Source organism: Niallia taxi, assembly GCF_004005475.1.
Taxonomy (GTDB): Bacteria; Bacillota; Bacilli; order Bacillales; family Cytobacillaceae; genus Niallia; species Niallia taxi.
In genome coordinates this window covers 100,226-120,174 of the sequence record NZ_RZTZ01000001.1, presented here as the reverse complement: position 1 = coordinate 120,174, position 19,949 = coordinate 100,226, and the positions used below count along the sequence as shown (strand labels likewise).

20 protein-coding genes are annotated in these 19,949 nt (G+C 38.9%); 15 read left to right on the top strand and 5 right to left on the bottom strand.

Annotated elements, in window-relative coordinates; genetic code table 11:
- The first annotated feature begins 272 nt into the window (after positions 1–272).
- From EM808_RS00710 to EM808_RS00660, 11 genes are all read left to right on the top strand, one after another.
- Positions 273–1,064: a YmfK family protein gene (locus EM808_RS00710; protein WP_127734451.1), complete on the top strand. Its 792-nt coding sequence runs from the start codon at positions 273–275 to the stop codon at positions 1,062–1,064.
- A 20-nt stretch (positions 1,065–1,084) separates the two neighbouring features.
- Complete coding sequence (locus EM808_RS00705) at positions 1,085–2,005, top strand: RodZ domain-containing protein (RefSeq protein WP_127734449.1); 921 nt, start codon at positions 1,085–1,087, stop codon at positions 2,003–2,005.
- Positions 2,006–2,248: 243 nt separating this feature from the next.
- On the top strand, positions 2,249–2,827 hold the full coding sequence (pgsA, locus tag EM808_RS00700) for a CDP-diacylglycerol--glycerol-3-phosphate 3-phosphatidyltransferase (RefSeq protein WP_127734447.1): 579 nt from the start codon (positions 2,249–2,251) through the stop codon (positions 2,825–2,827).
- A gap of 85 nt (positions 2,828–2,912) precedes the next feature.
- Complete coding sequence (locus EM808_RS00695) at positions 2,913–4,154, top strand: competence/damage-inducible protein A (RefSeq protein ID WP_127734445.1); 1,242 nt, start codon at positions 2,913–2,915, stop codon at positions 4,152–4,154.
- A 177-nt stretch (positions 4,155–4,331) separates the two neighbouring features.
- Positions 4,332–5,381, top strand: a complete 1,050-nt coding sequence (gene recA / locus EM808_RS00690) for a recombinase RecA (RefSeq protein ID WP_127734443.1) — start codon at positions 4,332–4,334, stop codon at positions 5,379–5,381.
- A 444-nt stretch (positions 5,382–5,825) separates the two neighbouring features.
- The gene (rny, locus tag EM808_RS00685) at positions 5,826–7,394 is read left to right on the top strand and encodes a ribonuclease Y (protein ID WP_127736622.1); all 1,569 of its coding nucleotides are present in this window, start codon (positions 5,826–5,828) and stop codon (positions 7,392–7,394) included.
- Positions 7,395–7,548: 154 nt separating this feature from the next.
- Positions 7,549–8,346, top strand: a complete 798-nt coding sequence (locus tag EM808_RS00680) for a TIGR00282 family metallophosphoesterase (protein WP_127734441.1) — start codon at positions 7,549–7,551, stop codon at positions 8,344–8,346.
- A gap of 208 nt (positions 8,347–8,554) precedes the next feature.
- On the top strand, positions 8,555–8,815 hold the full coding sequence (gene spoVS, locus EM808_RS00675; protein WP_016201204.1) for a stage V sporulation protein SpoVS: 261 nt from the start codon (positions 8,555–8,557) through the stop codon (positions 8,813–8,815).
- A 186-nt stretch (positions 8,816–9,001) separates the two neighbouring features.
- Positions 9,002–9,928: a dipeptidase gene (locus EM808_RS00670; protein ID WP_127736619.1), complete on the top strand. Its 927-nt coding sequence runs from the start codon at positions 9,002–9,004 to the stop codon at positions 9,926–9,928.
- Positions 9,929–10,106: 178 nt separating this feature from the next.
- Complete coding sequence (gene miaB, locus EM808_RS00665) at positions 10,107–11,651, top strand: tRNA (N6-isopentenyl adenosine(37)-C2)-methylthiotransferase MiaB (RefSeq protein WP_127734439.1); 1,545 nt, start codon at positions 10,107–10,109, stop codon at positions 11,649–11,651.
- Complete coding sequence (locus EM808_RS00660; RefSeq protein WP_127734437.1) at positions 11,651–12,049, top strand: YlbF/YmcA family competence regulator; 399 nt, start codon at positions 11,651–11,653, stop codon at positions 12,047–12,049. Before miaB ends, EM808_RS00660 begins: the two co-directional genes overlap by 1 nt.
- A 55-nt stretch (positions 12,050–12,104) precedes the next feature.
- On the opposite strand, the gene EM808_RS00655 is transcribed toward EM808_RS00660, so the two are convergent.
- From EM808_RS00655 to EM808_RS00645, 3 genes are all read right to left on the bottom strand, one after another.
- Entirely contained in the window at positions 12,105–12,449 is a 345-nt protein-coding gene (locus tag EM808_RS00655; RefSeq protein WP_127734435.1) for a hypothetical protein, read from the bottom strand.
- A gap of 115 nt (positions 12,450–12,564) precedes the next feature.
- On the bottom strand, positions 12,565–12,834 hold the full coding sequence (locus tag EM808_RS00650; protein WP_127734433.1) for a hypothetical protein: 270 nt from the start codon (positions 12,832–12,834) through the stop codon (positions 12,565–12,567).
- A gap of 36 nt (positions 12,835–12,870) precedes the next feature.
- A complete protein-coding gene (locus tag EM808_RS00645) occupies positions 12,871–13,251 on the bottom strand; it encodes a hypothetical protein (protein ID WP_127734431.1) in 381 nt (126 codons plus the stop codon).
- A gap of 478 nt (positions 13,252–13,729) precedes the next feature.
- On the opposite strand from EM808_RS00645, the gene EM808_RS00640 reads away from it, so the two are divergent.
- Positions 13,730–14,254, top strand: a complete 525-nt coding sequence (locus EM808_RS00640; protein WP_127734429.1) for an SRPBCC family protein — start codon at positions 13,730–13,732, stop codon at positions 14,252–14,254.
- A 256-nt stretch (positions 14,255–14,510) separates the two neighbouring features.
- Here the strand turns inward: EM808_RS00640 and EM808_RS00635 are convergent, their stop codons facing one another.
- The gene (locus EM808_RS00635; RefSeq protein ID WP_127734427.1) at positions 14,511–15,281 is read right to left on the bottom strand and encodes a class I SAM-dependent methyltransferase; all 771 of its coding nucleotides are present in this window, start codon (positions 15,279–15,281) and stop codon (positions 14,511–14,513) included.
- A gap of 119 nt (positions 15,282–15,400) precedes the next feature.
- On the opposite strand from EM808_RS00635, the gene EM808_RS00630 reads away from it, so the two are divergent.
- From EM808_RS00630 to EM808_RS00620, 3 genes are all read left to right on the top strand, one after another.
- Positions 15,401–16,276, top strand: coding sequence for a LysR family transcriptional regulator (locus EM808_RS00630; RefSeq protein WP_235856542.1), 876 nt, complete (start codon positions 15,401–15,403; stop codon positions 16,274–16,276).
- Positions 16,277–16,377: 101 nt separating this feature from the next.
- Complete coding sequence (locus EM808_RS00625) at positions 16,378–17,118, top strand: MurR/RpiR family transcriptional regulator (RefSeq protein ID WP_127734425.1); 741 nt, start codon at positions 16,378–16,380, stop codon at positions 17,116–17,118.
- Between the two features lie 200 nt (positions 17,119–17,318).
- Positions 17,319–18,773, top strand: coding sequence for a glycoside hydrolase family 1 protein (locus EM808_RS00620; protein WP_127734423.1), 1,455 nt, complete (start codon positions 17,319–17,321; stop codon positions 18,771–18,773).
- A gap of 44 nt (positions 18,774–18,817) precedes the next feature.
- On the opposite strand, the gene EM808_RS00615 is transcribed toward EM808_RS00620, so the two are convergent.
- Entirely contained in the window at positions 18,818–19,918 is a 1,101-nt protein-coding gene (locus tag EM808_RS00615; protein WP_127734421.1) for a GerAB/ArcD/ProY family transporter, read from the bottom strand.
- Positions 19,919–19,949 lie beyond the last annotated feature (31 nt).

The window sequence follows — 19,949 nt, the reverse complement described above, 5'->3', positions numbered from 1 at the left end:
AGGGGCGGCTTATCAAATAGGGAGAACGTAAAAAGCAAGAAGGCATTTTCAGCTATTCCTTTTTTTATTTTTATGCTCACCTTGTTGATGAGCTGCCTCTTTTTCCATGATAATGACAATTTTTGTTAAATATAATAAAGAATTTATACATAAGGACAATGGTTTTTAATTTTATCGGAAAGTGCTTGGTTTTTTCTTTCATCTTTATGGACTTTCCTTTATTATTATATAGAGTTAAAAAAACGAACAGAACATGATTTGGGGAGGATTTTTTGAGCGAGAAGGAATGGTATCTAGAGTATGAAATTCAAAAAAATCGACCTGGACTTTTAGGGGAAATCGCATCGTTATTAGGTATGCTTTCCATTAATATCATTACGATTAATGGAGTGGATGATGGCAGACGCGGCTTGCTTATGACTACAACAGATGATGAACAGGTGAAAAGGCTGGAATCCATCCTGTATACGATGGATACGATTAAGGTGTTTAAGCTTCGTGTACCGACACTTCGGGACAAGATGGCCGTTCGCCATGGCAGATACATACAAAGGGATGCAGATGACAAGAAGACTTTTCGGTTTGTTCGAACCGAACTGGGGCTATTGGTCGATTTTATGGCAGAATTGTTTAAGTTAGAAGGGCATCGGCTAATAGGTATAAGAGGGATGCCAAGGGTTGGTAAAACAGAGTCCATTGTCGCAGCGAGCGTCAGCTCCAACAAGCGATGGCTGCCAATCAGCTCTACGTTACTGAAGCAGACTGTCAGGAGTACGTTAATACAAGATGAGTATAGTGAAAACAATCTTTTTATTATAGATGGAGTTGTTTCAAGCAAGCAGATTAATGAGAAGCATTGGCAGCTTATTAGGGAAGTGATGAGACTTCCTGCAGTTAAAGTGGTCGAGCATCCAGATGTGTTTGTACATAATACAGAATATACGCTTGATGATTTTGATTATATTATTGAGCTTCGACATGAGCCGAATGAAGAAATTATACTCGATGTCAGAAAAAAGAATGCACTACTATTAGAAAATGAGTTTCAAGGATTTGATTTTTAGCAAGTTGGAAGGTGTTATTTGTGAGTGAATTAGGAAACAGATTAAAAGAAGCGAGGCTCGCCAAAGGCTTAAGTCTTGAGGAGCTTCAAGAAATGACAAAAATTCAAACCCGTTACTTGGTAGGGATTGAAGAGGGCAATTTTAGTATGATGCCAGGGAAGTTTTATGCTAGAGCATTCATCAAACAATATGCCGAAGCGGTGGATTTGCCTCCGGAGGATTTGTTTGAGGAGTATAAAAGTGAAATTCCGTCAAGCGGCAATGAGGAAATTCCAGAAAAGCTGTCAAGAGTAACATCAAGACAAACCATGTCAGAAGGCGGATCGAAGGTAATGGATATATTGCCTAAAGTTCTGATCACATTACTTGTTGTCGGTGTTATTGCACTTGCTTGGTACTTAATCCAAAATCGTGGAAGTGATGATTCTGCTGCAGACACAACAAACGATCAAACTGGAGCTAAGTATGAAGAGTCAGCGACATTAAAGGACGCTGAAAAAGTAAAGAAAACGGATGAAAATGCAACGGACCAAAAGGTAGCAGACACAGATGCTGATAAAGAGCAAGCTGCCGAGGAAGAAGAGAAGGAAAAAGAAACGCCAAAGCAGGAAATAAAGGTTGCGGAAACAAGTGGAAGCTCTACGGTTTATGAGTTGAAAAATGCGGACAAGTTCAGTGTTAAGCTTGTTTCAACAGGGCAAACATGGGTAAACATGCAAAACGGCAAAGGATATTCCTTCTATCAGGGCATTTTAGATAAAGCTGGGGAAGATTCGAAGACAGTTGATTACTCAAAGGAAACAGAAGCAGTACTAGTTATTGGCAACAGCAGCCAAACAGATGTTTATGTTAATGACGAGAAAATTGATTTTGCTGTTTCCCCGTCAGATTCTGTACGACAGGATATTACAATAAAGTATGTGAAAGAAGAAAAAGAGTAAAAGTTAAGCATAAAGGGCTGTGTAATCAGCTCTTTCTTGCTTTTGCTTTAATAGAAAAGTGTAGGAGAGTCATCGTTTTCTGATGGCTATTTTTCGCTTTTTCTACTATTTTTGGGTATAATACTAATGTTTTCATACTATTTTGGCTAATTTCTTTTCCGTTCTTTTATTAAGAGAATTAAAAAGACTTCAAGCCAATATTTGAGAAATCGATATTTTTGTACATAAAACGGAGGAAGTAAGATGAATTTACCAAACAAAATAACTGTTTCGAGAATACTGTTAATACCGGTATTTCTTGTCATTATGCTCGCTGATTTTTCATGGGGCGAAATGACTTTACTTGGCGTGACATTGCCTGTTTCTCATTTTGTTGGAGCGCTGCTGTTCATATTAGCATCGACAACAGACTGGGTCGACGGATACTTTGCGAGAAAATATAATCTTGTCACAGATTTAGGGAAGTTTCTTGATCCGCTTGCAGATAAACTGCTAGTATCTGCAGCGCTTGTTGTGCTTGTTAACTATGATATGGCTTCAGCATGGATCACTATTGTCATCATAAGCAGAGAATTTGCTGTGACAGGGCTTCGTGCTATCCTTGCAGGCGGCGGAGAAGTGGTTGCTGCGAATATGCTCGGAAAAATAAAGACATGGGCACAAATCGTCGCGATTTCCGCGTTGCTTTTACATAATATGATTTTCCAATTAGTTGGACTTCCATTTGGTGATATTGCTCTGTGGGTTGCTTTAATCTTTACGATTTGGTCTGGGTGGGATTATTTCAACAAAAATAAACATGTTTTTGCTAATTCTAAGTAATTTTAATTGGAAAAAACTTTTAGTTTCATGTAGTAAGGGAATAAGGTTATATAGATAACGAGGGAAAGAAAGGGGAAATAGACGGATGAATGCAGAAATCATAGCGGTTGGCTCCGAATTATTACTAGGGCAGATAGCTAACACGAATGCACAATACATTTCAAAGCAATTGGCTCAATTAGGAATTAACGTATATTTTCATACAGCGGTTGGAGATAACCCAGCCCGTTTAAAGGAAGCCATTGAGGTTGCTGAATCTCGCTCTAATCTTCTTGTATTTACAGGTGGGCTTGGTCCTACAAAGGATGATTTGACAAAGGAAACTATAGCAGGCCATCTTGGAAAAGAGCTTGTTTTTGATGAAGCTGCCCTTCACTCTATTGAGCAGTATTTTGTCCGCTCTAAGCGACAAATGACAGAAAACAATAAAAAACAGGCGCTTGTTTTGGAAGGATCGCGTATCCTTGCTAACGATCACGGCATGGCACCAGGAATGTTTTTGGAAAAAGGCAGCCGTTTTTATATGCTTCTGCCAGGACCACCTAAGGAAATGCAGCCGATGTTTGACGCATATGGATATGTCGCGCTTCAAGAGAAGCTGACAACGAAAGAGCTGATTGTTTCCAGAGTGCTACGCTTCTTCGGAATTGGAGAATCGCTTTTGGAAACAGAAATCCTCGACTTGATTGAAAAGCAATCAAATCCAACAATCGCACCGCTTGCAGGAGAAGGGGAGGTTACACTTCGCATTACGTGCAAGCATGATTCACAGGAGGAAGCAGAACGACTCATAGATGAGGCGGAAAAGGCAATCTTTGAACGCGTCGGCGAGTTCTTCTATGGATACGACGACACAACGCTTGCCAAAGAGCTTTCTAAGGAGCTTGGAAAACACGGCCTTACAATTTCTGCAGCAGAAAGCCTGACAGGCGGACTGTTCCAGCAGGAGATGACGAACATCCCTGGAGCAGGAAATGTGTTTAGCGGCGGAGTTGTTTGTTATACAAATGAAGTAAAACAAAATGTCCTTTCTGTTAAAGAGGAGACCATAGCCAATGATGGTGTTGTGAGCGAACAGTGTGCCATTGAGCTTGCGGAAAATGTTGCTAAGCTGATTGACACAGATATCGGCATTAGCTTCACAGGTGTAGCAGGGCCAGATGAATTAGAAGGTCATCCTGTAGGTACTGTTTATATTGGTATTTCCATAAAAGGCCAGCCGACAACTTGTGAAAAGCTTCTTCTAGGGGGCGGGCGGTCCGCAAACAGAAGCAGGTCGGCAAAATACGGTCAATTCTTCCTGCTAAAAGAATTACAGAAGCTATAAGCGATTTCTTTTAGTCTCCTTATGCATCTTTATGGGCTGTAAAAAAACGAATGAATGTTCTACTTTTTACTGTACAAACTCGAAGAAAAGGAGTATATTTAATATATATTCTTGAACACCAAATGAATCTACCGAATGGAGAATGATTCATTTTTATATATTAAGGAGGAGAATTTTTTGAGCGATCGTCAAGCTGCTTTAGAAATGGCATTAAAACAGATAGAAAAACAATTTGGTAAAGGTAGCATCATGAAACTCGGAGAACAGGCAGACCGAGTTGTATCCACTATTCCTAGTGGTTCATTAGCACTGGATGCAGCGCTTGGGGTTGGCGGATATCCAAGAGGCCGTATTATTGAAATCTACGGTCCTGAAAGTTCTGGTAAAACTACTGTTGCCCTTCATGCAATCGCAGAAGTGCAAGCAAAAGGAGGACAAGCTGCATTTATCGATGCTGAGCATGCGCTGGATCCTGTTTATGCACAAAAGCTAGGTGTTAATATTGATGAATTGCTTCTTTCTCAGCCGGATACAGGGGAACAAGCGCTTGAAATAGCTGAAGCATTGGTTCGAAGTGGCGCAGTTGATATCCTAGTTATTGACTCTGTTGCAGCACTTGTGCCAAAAGCTGAAATTGAAGGGGAAATGGGTGACTCCCATGTTGGTTTGCAGGCCCGCCTAATGTCTCAAGCATTACGTAAGCTTTCTGGTGCAATCAACAAATCTAAAACTATTGCTGTTTTCATAAACCAGATTCGTGAAAAAGTTGGAGTTATGTTCGGAAATCCAGAAACGACTCCTGGTGGCCGTGCGTTGAAGTTCTATTCCACTGTCCGCTTGGAAGTTCGCCGTGCTGAAACACTTAAGCAAGGTACGGACATGGTTGGTAACAAAACAAAAATTAAAGTTGTAAAAAATAAAGTAGCTCCGCCGTTCAGAGTAGCAGAAGTGGATATTATGTACGGAGAAGGAATTTCTAAAGAAGGAGAAACAATTGATTTAGGCTCTGAGTTGGATATTGTTCAAAAGAGTGGATCATGGTACTCCTATAATGATGAGCGTTTAGGTCAAGGCCGTGAAAATGCTAAGTTATTCCTTAAAGAAAACAAAGATATCCTTCTTGAAATTCAAAAGAAAATCCGTGATCACTACGGTCTAGATAAAGAAGTTGTCTTGAAACCAGGTCAGGAAGAAGAAGATCAAGAATCTCTTGAATTGATAGATTAATGTCCTGAAAGGATAGCGGTAGTATCACCGCTATCCTTTTTCTATACAGGAATAGTAGCGCTAAACTGTTTAGGTCGGTTTTTTCCTGTCTATACTACTAGTAAAAGGTGCCCGTCATAGTGGATAAATATCAATATTATTGTAATATCACTACTGCTGTCGTCAAAATAATAGACAATGCTGTATATTTTACCAAAGAATGCCAGAGTATACATAACCAAACAAGCTAAATCCCTTTAATTTAGTGTCTATCCTCCTAATTCAAGCTCTTGACAATGAATTGGCACAACTATACAATTATATTGTATATTTTACATTTTTATGAGTATGAAAAACCTAGAAACTATTTGCGGCTAGGGCAGCACTTTCGTTTTAAAAAGAATTATAAGCCAATACTTTTAAAATCGTAACAACACAATTTAATAGCAAGAGGAGGTGAAAATGATGGAAACCAATACAATCATCTCCATTTTGCTTGGCCTAATCGTAATTGCCGTTGTTGGCTTTGTTGTATATTTTATTCGTAAGTCCAATGCTAATGCAAAAATTGCTAATGCGACATTAACTGCTGAACAATTAGTTGAAACAGCAAAACGTGAAGCAGACGCATTGAAAAAAGAAGCTTTGTTAGAAGCAAAGGATGAGATTCACAAGCTTCGTAGTGAAGCAGAACTAGAAGTTCGTGATCGAAGAAATGAACTACAAAAACAAGAAAATCGTTTATTGCAAAAAGAAGAAAACCTTGACCGTAAGGGAGAGGCGCTTGATAAACGGGAAACAATTTTAGAAAAGAGGGACGATTCTCTTAATAAAAGACAACAGCATATGGAAGAGATGGAGAGCAAAGTGGATGAAATGGTCCTCAAGCAGAAAGCTGAACTTGAGCGCATTTCCGGTTTAACTCGTGAAGAGGCAAAATCCATCATTTTAGACAAAACTGAGCAAGATATCGCTCATGATATCGCTGTTATGATTAAAGAAAGCGATACAAGAGCAAAAGAGGAAGCTGACAAGAAGGCTAAAGAGGTTCTGTCGCTTGCAATCCAAAGATGTGCTGCCGACCATGTTGCAGAAACAACAGTTTCCGTGGTTAATTTGCCTAATGATGAGATGAAGGGCCGAATTATCGGTAGAGAAGGGCGCAACATTCGTACGCTTGAGACACTTACTGGAATTGATTTGATCATTGATGACACTCCAGAAGCTGTTATTCTTTCCGGTTTTGACCCAATTAGAAGAGAAACAGCAAGACTTGCCCTTGACAAGCTTGTACAGGATGGACGTATCCACCCGGCTCGTATTGAGGAAATGGTTGATAAGGCAAGACGGGAAGTAGATGAGCATATCCGTGAAATTGGGGAACAAACGACATTTGAAGTCGGTGTACATGCACTTCATCCTGACTTGATCAAAATTCTCGGCCGATTGAAATTCCGAACAAGCTATGGCCAAAATGTACTGAAGCACAGTATTGAGGTTGCACAGCTTTCAGGAATACTTGCCGCAGAGCTTGGCGAAGATGAGACGCTTGCAAGAAGAGCAGGATTACTTCATGACATCGGTAAAGCCATTGACCATGAGGTCGAAGGAAGCCATGTTGAAATTGGGGTAGAGCTTGCTACAAAGTATAAAGAACATCCAGTGGTCATTAATAGTATCGCTTCCCATCACGGTGATACAGAGCCAACTTCTATCATTGCTGTACTTGTTGCTGCTGCTGATGCACTTTCAGCTGCAAGACCAGGTGCACGCAGAGAGACATTAGAAAATTATATTCGCCGTCTTGAAAAATTAGAAGAAATCTCTGAATCTTATGATGGTGTTGAGAAGTCATTTGCTATTCAAGCTGGCCGTGAAATACGAATTATGGTTAAGCCAGACTTGATCGACGATTTGGAATCACATCGATTAGCTCGTGATATCCGCAAGAAGATTGAAGAAGAATTGGATTATCCAGGACATATTAAGGTTACAGTTATACGCGAAACAAGAGCTGTTGAATACGCAAAATAAAAAACGGTGCCATGTGCACCGTTTTTATTTGGAAAGATTTCAAATAAGCTGTATAAGAGAAATTCAAAAAATGTATGTTAAACTAAAGAGAAGACAGTTTAACAGAGAAGTCACTGTTATTAATGCAGGAGACTTTATAGAAAGGATTTAATTCATGCATATTTTATTTATAGGCGATGTAGTAGGATCAATGGGCAGGGACATGATTAAAGAGTATGTGCCGAAGCTGAAAGACAAATATCGCCCCCAATTGACGATTATTAATGGTGAAAATGCTGCTGGCGGTAAGGGAATCACAGAAAAAATTTACCGTGGGTTTTTAGAAGTGGGAGCCCAAGCCGTGACTTTAGGGAACCATACTTGGGATAATCGGGAGATATTTGAATTTATTGATAATGCAAAGTACTTGGTAAGACCTGCGAATTTTTCTGAGAACAATCCTGGAAAAGGAATGGTTTTTGTTAAAATCAACGATGTGGAAGTAGCTGTCATTAATTTGCAAGGAAGAACCTTTATGAATCCAAGTGACGATCCATTTGTAAAAGCAGATGAACTGATTGCGGAAGCGAAAAAACGCACTGATATTATCTTTGTTGATTTCCATGGAGAGGCAACAAGTGAAAAGCAGGCAATGGGCTGGTATTTAGATGGTAGGGTTACTGCCGTAATTGGCACACATACACATGTTCAAACAGCTGATAATCGCATACTTCCTCAAGGGACGGCATTTATGGCAGATGTCGGTATGACAGGCCCATATGACGGCATATTAGGGATGGAGAGATCTGCTGTCATTAACAGATTTCTGACAAATCTGCCGACAAGGTTTGAACCGCCGAAAACAGGCAGAGCGACATTGAGTGCATGTCTAATTGAGGTAGACAAAAAAACAGGTAAAGCTAAAAAGATCAACCGGATACTTATTAATGATGATCATCCGTTTTTCTCGTAAAACATATGCCCGAGACTTTTTAAGTTTCGGGTTTTTTGTTTTTATCAAAAAGATTAGGCTCTTCTAGGATTATTTTTCCTAAATTTTTGTCCAAGCTGGAATAAGTGATTTAAAAGCAGAATATAGTAGCAATGGAATGATATATATCCTGATGTGTTCTAAATTTACTGCTGAACATGCGGGGGGGTTAAACAAGGAGGAGCTAGAAATGGAGATATTAAAGGTTTCAGCAAAGTCTAGTCCCAATTCTGTAGCTGGTGCGCTTGCTGGGGTTCTGCGAGAAAGAGGCGGAGCGGAAATCCAAGCTATTGGAGCAGGTGCATTGAATCAAGCTGTTAAAGCAGTTGCTATCGCAAGAGGGTTTGTAGCACCTAGCGGAGTGGATTTAATTTGTATCCCGGCCTTCACTGATATTGTTATCGACGGTGAGGAACGAACAGCGATCAAGCTCATTGTGGAGCCTAGATAAATAGGGCAATAAAAACACAATATGAAAAAAAACTATCCCTTTATTATCTTCTTAGCATGTTAATGCAGGTAATAAAGAGGATGAACCTGTATGCTAAGCCATACAGGTTCTTTTTTTTGAAAATAAGCATGTAATAATAATGGAAGTATATAATAAAGTACATTTAAAAATGGGGAGATGAGGGCACTGCATTTTTTTGATGGACATTGTGATGTGTTATATAAAATGTTTCTAGACAGTAAAATTCGCTTTCAAGATAGTCAGAAGCTACAGGTCACGTACAACGGTCTTCGTAGCAGTGGAGCAAAAGTTCAATGCTTTGCCATTTATATTCCGGAGTCTGTTCATCCAGATATGCGATTTGATGCAGCAATTAGGATGGTGGAAATATTTTATGAGCATATTTTAAAACCTTATCCACATTTAAGATTAATTCAAAGCCAACAGGACATAGAGTCACTTAGCAGAGAGGAAATTGGTGTTTTGTTAACATTAGAAGGCTGTGAGGCGATTGGGCAGGATATCGTTAAGCTCAAAAACCTGCTCCGCCTTGGGGTAACATCTGTAGGGCTTACTTGGAATCATGCTAATGCAGTTGCAGATGGTGCAATGGAGCCGAGGGGAGCTGGACTGACTGTCTTTGGCAAGGAAGTAGTGAAGGAGCTTAATAGACAGCATGTTTGGTGCGATGTATCCCATCTTTCTGAAAGAGGCTTTTGGGATACAATCGAAACAGCTGCCTATCCATATGCATCTCATTCAAATGTATTTACTCTTTGTCCACATCCACGAAACTTGCGTGATGACCAACTAAAGGCATTAATTGAACTGGATAGTGTGATAGGTATTACATTTGTGCCGCAGTTTTTAAGTGGAAAAGGCTCTGTGACAATTACGGATGTTATTAGGCATGTGGACTATATATGCTCATTAGGCGGAGAGGATCATATTGGCTTCGGTTCTGATTTTGATGGAATAGAGTCATTTGTTTTAGGATTAGATTCCATTTATGGCTATGACAATCTAATTAACGAGCTGCTAAAATATTACACTAGCAGTCAAGCAGAGAAATTTTTGTTTCAAAATATGAAAAAACGTTATCCTCGCAAGTAAGCAGCGTTTTCGGTTTGTGACATACTCTTAACACCTTCCGGTTGTGTTCATAGCTTGAAAGGCTTATACTAATATAATGTAAACTTGTCAAAACTAGCATATGAATGCGCAATTTGGAAATTTTTTAACAAAAGCTTATGGATGATAGCATCTCATCGATAAGAGAGGAGTATGTTAAATGAACGAAAAACAGCGTTTAGAAACTCAAAAAGTAACAACTGCTAATTCAACGGACAAAAAATCCGAAAAGGATTACAGCAAATATTTTGAAACAGTCTATACACCACCATCCTTAAGGGATGCAAAGCGCAGAGGGAAAGAAGAAATTCGTTATGAGAATGACTTTGCGATTCCTGAAGAATTCCGCGGTATGGGAGAGGGACGCAAGTTTTATATCCGCACATTCGGCTGCCAGATGAACGAGCATGATACGGAAGTTATGGCAGGTATATTCATGAGCTTAGGCTATGAGCCGACAAATACGGTTGATGATGCGAATGTTATTCTATTGAATACTTGTGCGATTCGAGAAAACGCAGAGAATAAAGTGTTCGGTGAGTTAGGTCATCTGAAGTCTTTGAAAACAGAAAGACCGGATCTTCTGCTTGGTGTATGTGGATGTATGTCCCAAGAAGAATCTGTTGTTAACAAAATATTAAAAACATATACGCAAGTTGACATTATTTTCGGAACACATAATATCCATCGCTTGCCAAACATTCTTCACGAAGCATATATGTCGAAGGAAATGGTATTGGAAGTTTGGTCGAAGGAAGGGGATGTCATTGAAAACCTTCCGAAGGTGCGAAACGGAAAAATCAAAGCATGGGTTAATATCATGTATGGCTGTGATAAATTCTGTACGTACTGTATCGTGCCATTTACACGAGGCAAGGAAAGAAGCAGACGTCCTGAGGATATCATCCAGGAGGTTCGCCAGTTAGCAGCACAAGGTTATAAGGAGATCACCCTGCTTGGCCAAAACGTTAATGCGTACGGAAAAGACTTTACAGACATTAACTATCGTTTAGGTGACTTAATGAATGAAATCAGCAAAATTGATATTCCGCGAGTTCGCTTTACGACAAGCCATCCCCGTGATTTTGATGACCATCTGATTGAAGTATTGGCTCAAGGCGGAAATATGGTCGAGCATATTCATTTACCGGTCCAATCTGGATCAACTGATGTGCTGAAAATTATGGCAAGGAAATATACAAGAGAGCAATACTTAGAGCTAGTCCGCAAAATGAAAGCAGCAATCCCGAACTTGACTTTGACAACAGATATTATTGTTGGTTATCCGAATGAAACAGAAGAGCAGTTCCAAGAAACACTTTCTTTATATGAGGAAGTTGGTTTTGAAGCAGCCTATACGTTCATTTACTCACCGCGTGAAGGAACACCTGCAGCGAAAATGAAGGATAATGTACCGTTAGAAGTCAAAAAGGAACGTTTACAGCGCTTAAATGCATTGGTGAATGCAAAATCTGCTGAATCAATGACAAGCTATAAAGACCAAGTTGTCGAAGTGCTTGTAGAAGGCGAAAGCAAAAAGCACTCCCATGTACTTGCAGGCTATACGCGCAAAAACAAGCTTGTCAATTTTGTAGGACCTAAATCAGCAATCGGTAAGCTTGTTAAAGTTAAAATTACAGATGCAAAAACTTGGTCATTAAACGGTGAAATGATGGAAGTCATCGAAGCTGTTGAGGTAAATTAATGGTTAAATATACAAAAGAAGAAATATTAAAGCGGACAGAAGAGCTTGCTCAAATGATTCAACAGACAGAAGAGGTTGATTTCTATATTCGAGCAGAAAAACAAATCAACCAAAACAGCAAGGTGAATGACCGTATTGCTCAGATTAAAAAGCTGCAAAAGCAAGCAGTAAACCTGCAGCATTATGGGAAAATTACCGCGCTGAAGGATACGGAAGCGAAGATTGACGCGCTTCAAGCGGAAATTGATGAACTACCGATCGTGGCCGATTTCAAAGAGTCGCAAAAAATCGTCAATGACATGCTGCAAATGGTCACAAAAACAATTGCAAACAATGTTGCTGATTCATTTAATGAAGATAAAACGCCAGATAAGAAACAGAATAATAAGCTTCATTGATTTACATATAAAAAGGCCAACATCATCAACGATGTTGGCCAATTTTTTGTGCAAATTACTTGTTATTAAGAACGTTAATAGCTTGAAGAAAGGCTTTTCTGTATTCCTGCTGATCCTTCATGGCAGTCTCTAAGGTTGTAAGCAGGGATTTATTAAGCTGCTTTGTTTCTCGATCACGGTTGCTACTGCTCTGGATTGTATGAAGAAGGAAGGTATATACGAGCACAAGACTAGAATAATTGTCTACATACGTTAAACTCACTGCACTGCCCCCATTGCCGCCTTCAGCATGTGTATTGACAGAGGGAGCGCCTGATTCAAGTATTTTGTCAACAAGCTCATCAGGCACACCTAATTCCTTCAGCTTTTCCTTTGTTAAACCGATATTCTTTTCTGTCATGTTCCCACTCCTCTCGTATATGTAATATATATAAATTAAGATGGGCAGTCATTCCCATAATTGACGAATCAATTTTAGAAATGCTGCCCATAACATTATTTATTGATAGTTAAAATTAAGCTTCGTTCACTTGTTCAGGGTTATTCTCGTTGAAAGAAACAGCAGTAGCATCACCAGCACTGTTAGCATTTACAAGAATTCCACCAATAAAGAAGTTCAACAAGTTTACACCTACAGCAGCTCCTCCAGCAGCACCAGCAGCAGAAAATTGGTTAGCTAGGTTACCGTTTCCTTGAGTAGCGTTTGTAAATGCACGAAGTTCTGTACCGTTACCAGAGCCAGAACGGCTCTTTTTGTGAGAATCAGATGTGCATCCAGACAACATATGATTTCACCTCCTTTCAAGCAAAATTTCTTTCGTTTATTTCTTTATAAAATTGGAAAGGTCTAATGAGAAAAGTGATTTGCCATTTACATTTACTTTAAGATTTCCATCCTCATTAGAAGCATCAATGACAGGTAGCTTTTCTTTCAGCTTACCGAGGTTATCCTCGTTCAGCAAATCCTTTAGTGAATTGATATTAAGTGTATTTACTGCTTTTTCCTTTATCGCATCCACACTTTTAGTCGCAACAGTATCGGAGACTTTGCTAGTAAGCTTTTTGGCTAAGCCGCCCATTTCATTTGTCATCTTGCTCATAAATTGATCTACATAGGCAGCTCTTTCTTCATTTGAAACCTCTTTCCCATTTACATTAAACTTAAAATCAAATTGATCTTTTATATTGAATTTTCCTGCCAACTCCCTCACCCCCTTGCGTATAGTACAGTATATAAAAACACGACCAAGCTGCATCCGCTAATTAATCAGTGCAAACGCATATTTTTAAGACATAAGCATGTTCTGTCAAAAGAAGAAAGGAATAAATGCTGCTGTAATCCTTTTATAACAAAGAAAAAAACGGGGGTTTGGTAAGGGAAAGAAAAAAAGGTCAAGGGAAAGGGTCGGCTTGTGGAAATCCTTGAATATCGCTTCAAGAAGGGATAAAGGATGCGGCTGCCGTTTACAGCGACATTAAAGGATGTGGGAAACAGGGTAGAATCCTCATCAGTGCCTCCATATGAGCTTCATAGGAGCTGTATATAGGCTATTCCCTAATTTATCATGTGAATGAAGGAGGATTTCTGTGGGGAATGCTAGAATGTAGCAGTAAATATTCTTTTTTGTTTAGACTAATGGATAACCGCTAAAGCATACAAAAACTAGTTGGAGTGATAGCATGTCTGAGAAACAGCATTTTGATAAGTTAGTATATTACACAGAAGGCAATAAGCTAGTGGTTGAAAGAAGATTTGATGCTGCTCAGGAAACGGTTTTTAAGGCGTTTTCTGAATCCAAGCTATTAGAAGCATGGTGGGGACCAGAAGGCTGGCAAACAACAAATGCTCGCTTTGAATTTAAGCCAGATGGTGTTTGGCATTATTGCATGCGTTGTATGGATAAAAATCAAGGGGAGTTTTTCGGCCAGGAATCTTGGGGCTTTGCTGTTTACAAGAAAATGACTGTGCCAGAAGTAATCGTTTATACAGATTCATTTGCAGATGAATTAGGAAATCCTCAAGCAGGAATGCCAGAAATACACATAACTGCTTTATTCAAGGCAGACGGACAGCAAACAATATTACAATTTATAAGTGCTTTTGCTTCAGAGGCTGCAATACAGCAAGTAGTGGAAATGGGCTTTGTTCAAGGAACAGAATCTCAATTCCGCAGGCTTGATGAACTGCTTAGGAACGGCCTGTGAACAAAAAAGAGGCTGGGACAAAAGTATGTGAACCAGCGTAAAGACCGAACTACTTAATCAACTATTGATTAAATAGTCCGGTTTTTTGTTTTTAGTTTAAATACAAAAAATTAGAAATTTTAGTGCAGCGCAATGAAACGAACTAACTTTAACTCAACATTCTATTTAGACCCAACCTTCATTTTTCAAATTGAGTTGTAATTCTATTATTCGTGTTTAGAAAGCTTATCTTTTGTTTTGTCCCAGCCTCTTTTGCTCATTCCTTAATGCCAATAACGCGAAGTCGTTTATAGTCAATAAGCCATGATCCATCTTTAAATACATCTGCATGTAATTTATCGGCAACATTTCGGATGAGCATTTCTTTTTTTGATTCTGAAACTCCTTTAAAGAAGGAATCCCCAAACATTTCTATCCAATTGTTTAACCCATTTTCCCCATCTAATGAAGTGGGTCTGTCATAATGTTGAGCGAAGACGACACGGAATCCTGCTTCCTCCATAAGTTGGGTATACTCTGCGATGCTCGGAAAATACCAGGGGAAATTTGCCCAGTTAAAGCTGATTCCTTGTTCTGCAAATTCCTCTATAATAGCATCTGTAATTATTTGTACATTTCCTTTGCCGCCAAATTCAGCGACAAAACGTCCTCCTTGCTGCAAACTGCTATAAATGCTAGCTAAGGCTTGCTTTGGCGATTTTATCCAATGAAGTGCCGCATTAGAAAAGACAGCAGTAAATCGCGATTCATATGGTAAGGCAGTGGCATCCTCTACAAAGAACGGAATATGTGGGTATTTTTTTTGTGCTAGTGCAATCATATTTGGTGAATTATCAATACCAATCACCTCACAATCGTATTTTGCCAAACTGTTTGCAAGGTCCCCTGTTCCACAGCCAAGATCTAAAATTTTTTCTCCTGGACTAGGGGATAGAAGACTGACAAGACCTTCTCCAAAATTTGATACGAATGAATGTTTTCCATCATATAAGCTTGCATTCCATGGATCCTGCTTAAATGTCTTCATTGTAGTTCCTCCTTTTCTAATAGGTGATTTCCTGTAAGTAGATTATAATAAAAAGGATTAAACCTGAAAATTAACAAAAAATGAAGAAATTAATAACAGTTGGTTATTAGAGAGCAGGTATGATGGATATTAAGTGGCTAAAAACATTTATTGTGGCAGCAGAGCATGAAAATTTCCGAATTGCTTCAGAAGAGCTTTTTTTGACACAGCCTGCGATTACGAAGCATATTAAGAGATTAGAAGAAACCGTGAATATAGAGTTGTTTGATAGAGTTGGCAAAAAAATCGTACTTACACAAGCAGGGCATCATTTTCTTCCAGTTGCAAAAGAGATTTTTCATCAATACGAACAAGGCTTAGAGGGTTTTGAGGCATGGAAGCAAGGATATGTGAGGAAGCTTGTCATTGCAGCAGCACCACAAATTGCCTCGAGTATCCTGCCAATGATTTTGCGAAAGTTTATGGATGAATATCCAGATATCGAGGTGCTTGTGCATATTGTCAGCTCTTATGAAATTGGGGAAGAAATAAGTATGTCGAGGGCAGATATTGGAATATCCAGACTAAAGCCTATACAATCCACTGTTCAGGTTGAAGCGCTCCATAAGGACAGAGTGATACTCGTCGCACCATATCATGAGACTTTAAAATTAAGTGAACAGCATGTATTAACGACATTCAGGCTCATTACTCATAATCATCCAGAGTACTGGGAGGAATTACAGCGGACTGTTAAAGGAAGCTATCCGTTTATCAGGACAATGAAGGTTAATCAAATGGAAATAACAAAACGCTTTATTGAACAAGGACTTGGCGTATCATATCTTCCTTATACTACTGTTATGGAAGAACTAAATGAGAAAAAGCTGATGGAAGTGAGACCAGATAAAGTTTTGCCACCAGCTTCGTCAACTTATTTATTATCAAAGGTAAAAACAGAGGAAGTAAATTTATTCATTTCTTTTTTTAAAGAAAAAATCGCGGGGCTTTCATAAACAGCAACTAAACACCCCTACAATTATTAACGGCAATTGCTTCGTGCAAAAGTTTCAGCAACTGCGGAAATTATGGTAGAATTGCATTCGAGGTGGTAAAAATGGAGCAGCTGATTTATACGCTGTTGGCATATATTAATAATTCCTTGAACAAAGATATTAATTATCATGTCGCAAAAGGTCTTTTAGAACATATTCATGAATTGGAAAGCTTTTCACTAGAAAGTGCGGCAGAGGCTTGCCATGTGGCGCCATCAACGATTAACCGTTTTTGCAAAAGAATCGGTTTTCGCAATTTTTCAAGTATGCGCAACAGTGTCAACATTCCAGTTGGTGCATCATTACATGAAGCGAATAATACACCACTACATACAAATGAGCTGTTTATGCAATTAAATGAAAACTTGGCCATTATTGATCAAATTCCGACTGAACAAATTGATCGCATCGTTCAGCGTATTAAAAAGTCAAACAGAATTATTATTTTAGGATTTGAGAAATACCAAGTTCAAGCAATGGAGCTGCAGAAAAAGCTGCTTCTATTAGGGAAATTAAGTGAATGCGGCACTAACTTTTTTAAGCAGATGGATGCCTTAACAGAACTGGATGAGGATGATTTAATTATTACAATATCGATTCAAGGTAATATTTTATCTTCGTATTTTCCGTTCATAGAAAAATTTAAAGCAGCAAAAGGTCAAAAACTGCTGATTACTTTCTCTGGTGAGCTTGGCAAATTAGCCGTTTTTGATGAAATTATCCAATGTGGCAAAATAGAGAACTCAAGTGTCAGCAGCTATACACTATTGAGGCTGTTTGATGTGCTGTTTTATCGCTATTAACTGGTCTCAACCAGACCAGTTTAAGCACTTGACAGCAACTGATTATGAATAAGTGCCTTATATTATGTCTCTAATAAAGCTTCCCTTTTTAAAGCGGATCATTTCGAAAATGTCTAATTGGAAAGCTAGTCTTAATCAGACCAGTTTTATTTAAAAAATGCTAGTATGATAGATTTATAAACATATTAGGAGGCATTGATATGAAAAAGAGTCATTTTCCTGAAGGGTTTTTATGGGGCGGCGCAACTGCTGCCAATCAGCTAGAGGGTGCTTATAATGAAGGCGGAAAAGGATTATCCATTTTTGATATGGTAGCATTCGTACCGAAGGAAGAAAGAGGTCACGAAATTGAGATGGATGTTAGAAGTGAAGCAGAATTAGAAGCGCTGCTTGCTGGTAATGGCAGTGACAATTTCCCAAAACGCCGCGGAATTGATTTCTATCATCGTTATAAAGAGGATATCGCTTTGTTTGCTGAAATGGGCTTTAAAACATTCCGGATGTCGATTTCATGGCCGCGTATTTTCCCAAATGGTGATGAAACAGTACCGAATGAAGAAGGCTTGGCATTTTATGACAGAGTGTTTGATGAGCTGCAAAAACACGGAATTGAGCCACTCGTAACATTATCTCATTACGAGCTGCCGCTTCATTTAGTACAAAAATATAACGGGTGGACAGACCGTCGCTTAGTTGAATATTTTGTCCATTATGCTGAAACCGTCTTCAACAGATATAAAGACAAAGTGAAATATTGGCTGACATTTAATGAAATTAACGTTTCCACGATTTCACCATATATCGGTAGCGGGATTCTTGTAGACCGCGTTGAAAATCGCGAACAGGCTGTATACCAAGCACTTCATCATCAGTTTGTTGCAAGTGCAAGAGCGGTTAAAGCTTGTCACGAAATCATCCCTGGTGCTTTGATTGGCTGTATGCTTGCTCGTATGGAAACATATGCAGAAACTTGCAGTCCAGATGATGTGCTTGCGGCATTGGAGGAAGATCAGAAGAACCTGTTCTTCACAGATGTTCAAGTACGCGGATATTACCCTAGCTATATGAACCGTTATTTCGAAGAAAACGACATCAAAATTGACATGCTGCCAGGAGACGAAGAAATTTTGCTTCAGCATCCAGTTGACTTCCTGTCATTCAGCTATTACATGACAATGGTGTCAAGTGGCTCACCAGATAAAATGAAAGAAAAAGGCAACTTCTTCAGTGGAATTCCTAACCCTTATTTAGAAGCATCTGATTGGGGCTGGCAAATTGATCCGAAGGGCTTGCGTATTACATTAAAGAAAATGTATGACCGTTACCAGGTTCCTTTGTTCATCGTTGAAAATGGATTAGGTGCTTATGATAAAGTCGAGGAAGATGGTTCTATTCAGGATGACTACCGCATTGATTACATGAGTGCTCACATTGAACAAATGGGCGAGGCAATCAAAGATGGTGTCGAAGTAATGGGCTACACGAGCTGGGGCTGTATCGACCTAATCAGTGCAGGAACTTCTGAGATGTCTAAGCGTTACGGCTTTATATATGTAGACCAAGATGATTATGGCAATGGTACATTAGAAAGGAAAAAGAAAAAATCCTTTGATTGGTATAAAAATGTCATTGCAACAAATGGTGCAGAACTATAATAGAAAAAAACAGTGTCTTCTTGGAAGGCACTGTTTTTGTTTTGTTAGTTTTTTAGTTTACCTGTTGCCTTTTTCCCTAATAAAATGACCAACAGGATAACTGGAACAAGGAATTGCAATGGCAGGTTTAAAAGGAATGGCACTACTTTAAAACCTTCCTGTACATGGTCCGTTATTCCTCTGCCGATAAACACGGTGAACAGAGAAATAATGCACACAACAGGCATGATGAAGAATCTATAGGGGATATGACATATATATTCTAAACCCTTTAATCCTGCAAAAATAAAGACAGAACTTTTTACGAGGATACCCAGCATAATAATGAAAACAGTAAATGCATCGATACGTTCAATAAATTCACCAATTGAGATTAAACGAGTCGCACTTAATAAGGGAAAGACTGCTCTTGATGCAATATTGCTTCCTAGTGAAAGGCTGACAAACAATGTTGCGACCGTTAAAAAAAAAGAGGATAGAGCAATCGCAAAAATTAAAACTTTATTGCCTTTTTTAAAGTTTCCTACTAATGGAAATATACAAGTGAATGCGATAATTTGTCCGTATGGACGTACAAGCTCGTACGGAAAAATAATCTTTATTAACGGTTTCACACCATCCGGCAATATTGGCGTAACTTTATCAAGAGAGAAGTTTTTACTCGCATAAAGAAAAATGGCCAATAAGATGATAAAAACAACCGAATATGGAGTGAAAATTTCCGTTGTTCTCCCAAGTACTTCAACACCTAAATATAATATATAACCGATGATTAATACCAATGCTAATGTTAGAACCTCGATCGGCGTGATTGGCAATATGACAGTTGAGGTCAGCTCAATAAAATCTCGGATGACCCTGCATGCCATATAAAAAAAATATAGGACATAAATAAGACTGCCTACAACAGCGAGTGGTCTGCCGATACAGGTTTCCATTAGCTCATATAAATTCTTATCTGGAGAAAATGTGGACATAAAATAATAGGCTAACACAATTACTAAGCCAATAAAGGAAGAGAAGAGGACTACTATCCATGCTGCTTGTTTTCCTAGAAGACCAATTCCAAGCACAACAGAACTTCCCAAATTAAAGCCAATGATTAAAGCAAGCAGTTGATTTAACGATATATTTTCCTTCATCATCTGGGAAGTACTCTCTCTTTCTTGTCCGATT

Excerpts from the sequence above, each read along its gene's own strand:
- pgsA (WP_127734447.1), top strand. The coding sequence starts at position 2,249 with ATGAATTTACCAAACAAAATAACTGTTTCGAGAATACTGTTAATACCG.
- EM808_RS00695 (WP_127734445.1), top strand. The coding sequence starts at position 2,913 with ATGAATGCAGAAATCATAGCGGTTGGCTCCGAATTATTACTAGGGCAG.
- rny (WP_127736622.1), top strand. The coding sequence starts at position 5,826 with ATGGAAACCAATACAATCATCTCCATTTTGCTTGGCCTAATCGTAATT.
- EM808_RS00680 (WP_127734441.1), top strand. The coding sequence starts at position 7,549 with ATGCATATTTTATTTATAGGCGATGTAGTAGGATCAATGGGCAGGGAC.
- spoVS (WP_016201204.1), top strand. The coding sequence starts at position 8,555 with ATGGAGATATTAAAGGTTTCAGCAAAGTCTAGTCCCAATTCTGTAGCT.
- miaB (WP_127734439.1), top strand. The coding sequence starts at position 10,107 with ATGAACGAAAAACAGCGTTTAGAAACTCAAAAAGTAACAACTGCTAAT.
- EM808_RS00660 (WP_127734437.1), top strand. The coding sequence starts at position 11,651 with ATGGTTAAATATACAAAAGAAGAAATATTAAAGCGGACAGAAGAGCTT.
- EM808_RS00655 (WP_127734435.1), bottom strand. The coding sequence starts at position 12,449 with ATGACAGAAAAGAATATCGGTTTAACAAAGGAAAAGCTGAAGGAATTA.
- EM808_RS00650 (WP_127734433.1), bottom strand. The coding sequence starts at position 12,834 with ATGTTGTCTGGATGCACATCTGATTCTCACAAAAAGAGCCGTTCTGGC.
- EM808_RS00640 (WP_127734429.1), top strand. The coding sequence starts at position 13,730 with ATGTCTGAGAAACAGCATTTTGATAAGTTAGTATATTACACAGAAGGC.
- EM808_RS00635 (WP_127734427.1), bottom strand. The coding sequence starts at position 15,281 with ATGAAGACATTTAAGCAGGATCCATGGAATGCAAGCTTATATGATGGA.
- EM808_RS00630 (WP_235856542.1), top strand. The coding sequence starts at position 15,401 with ATGATGGATATTAAGTGGCTAAAAACATTTATTGTGGCAGCAGAGCAT.
- EM808_RS00625 (WP_127734425.1), top strand. The coding sequence starts at position 16,378 with ATGGAGCAGCTGATTTATACGCTGTTGGCATATATTAATAATTCCTTG.
- EM808_RS00620 (WP_127734423.1), top strand. The coding sequence starts at position 17,319 with ATGAAAAAGAGTCATTTTCCTGAAGGGTTTTTATGGGGCGGCGCAACT.
- EM808_RS00615 (WP_127734421.1), bottom strand. The coding sequence starts at position 19,918 with ATGATGAAGGAAAATATATCGTTAAATCAACTGCTTGCTTTAATCATT.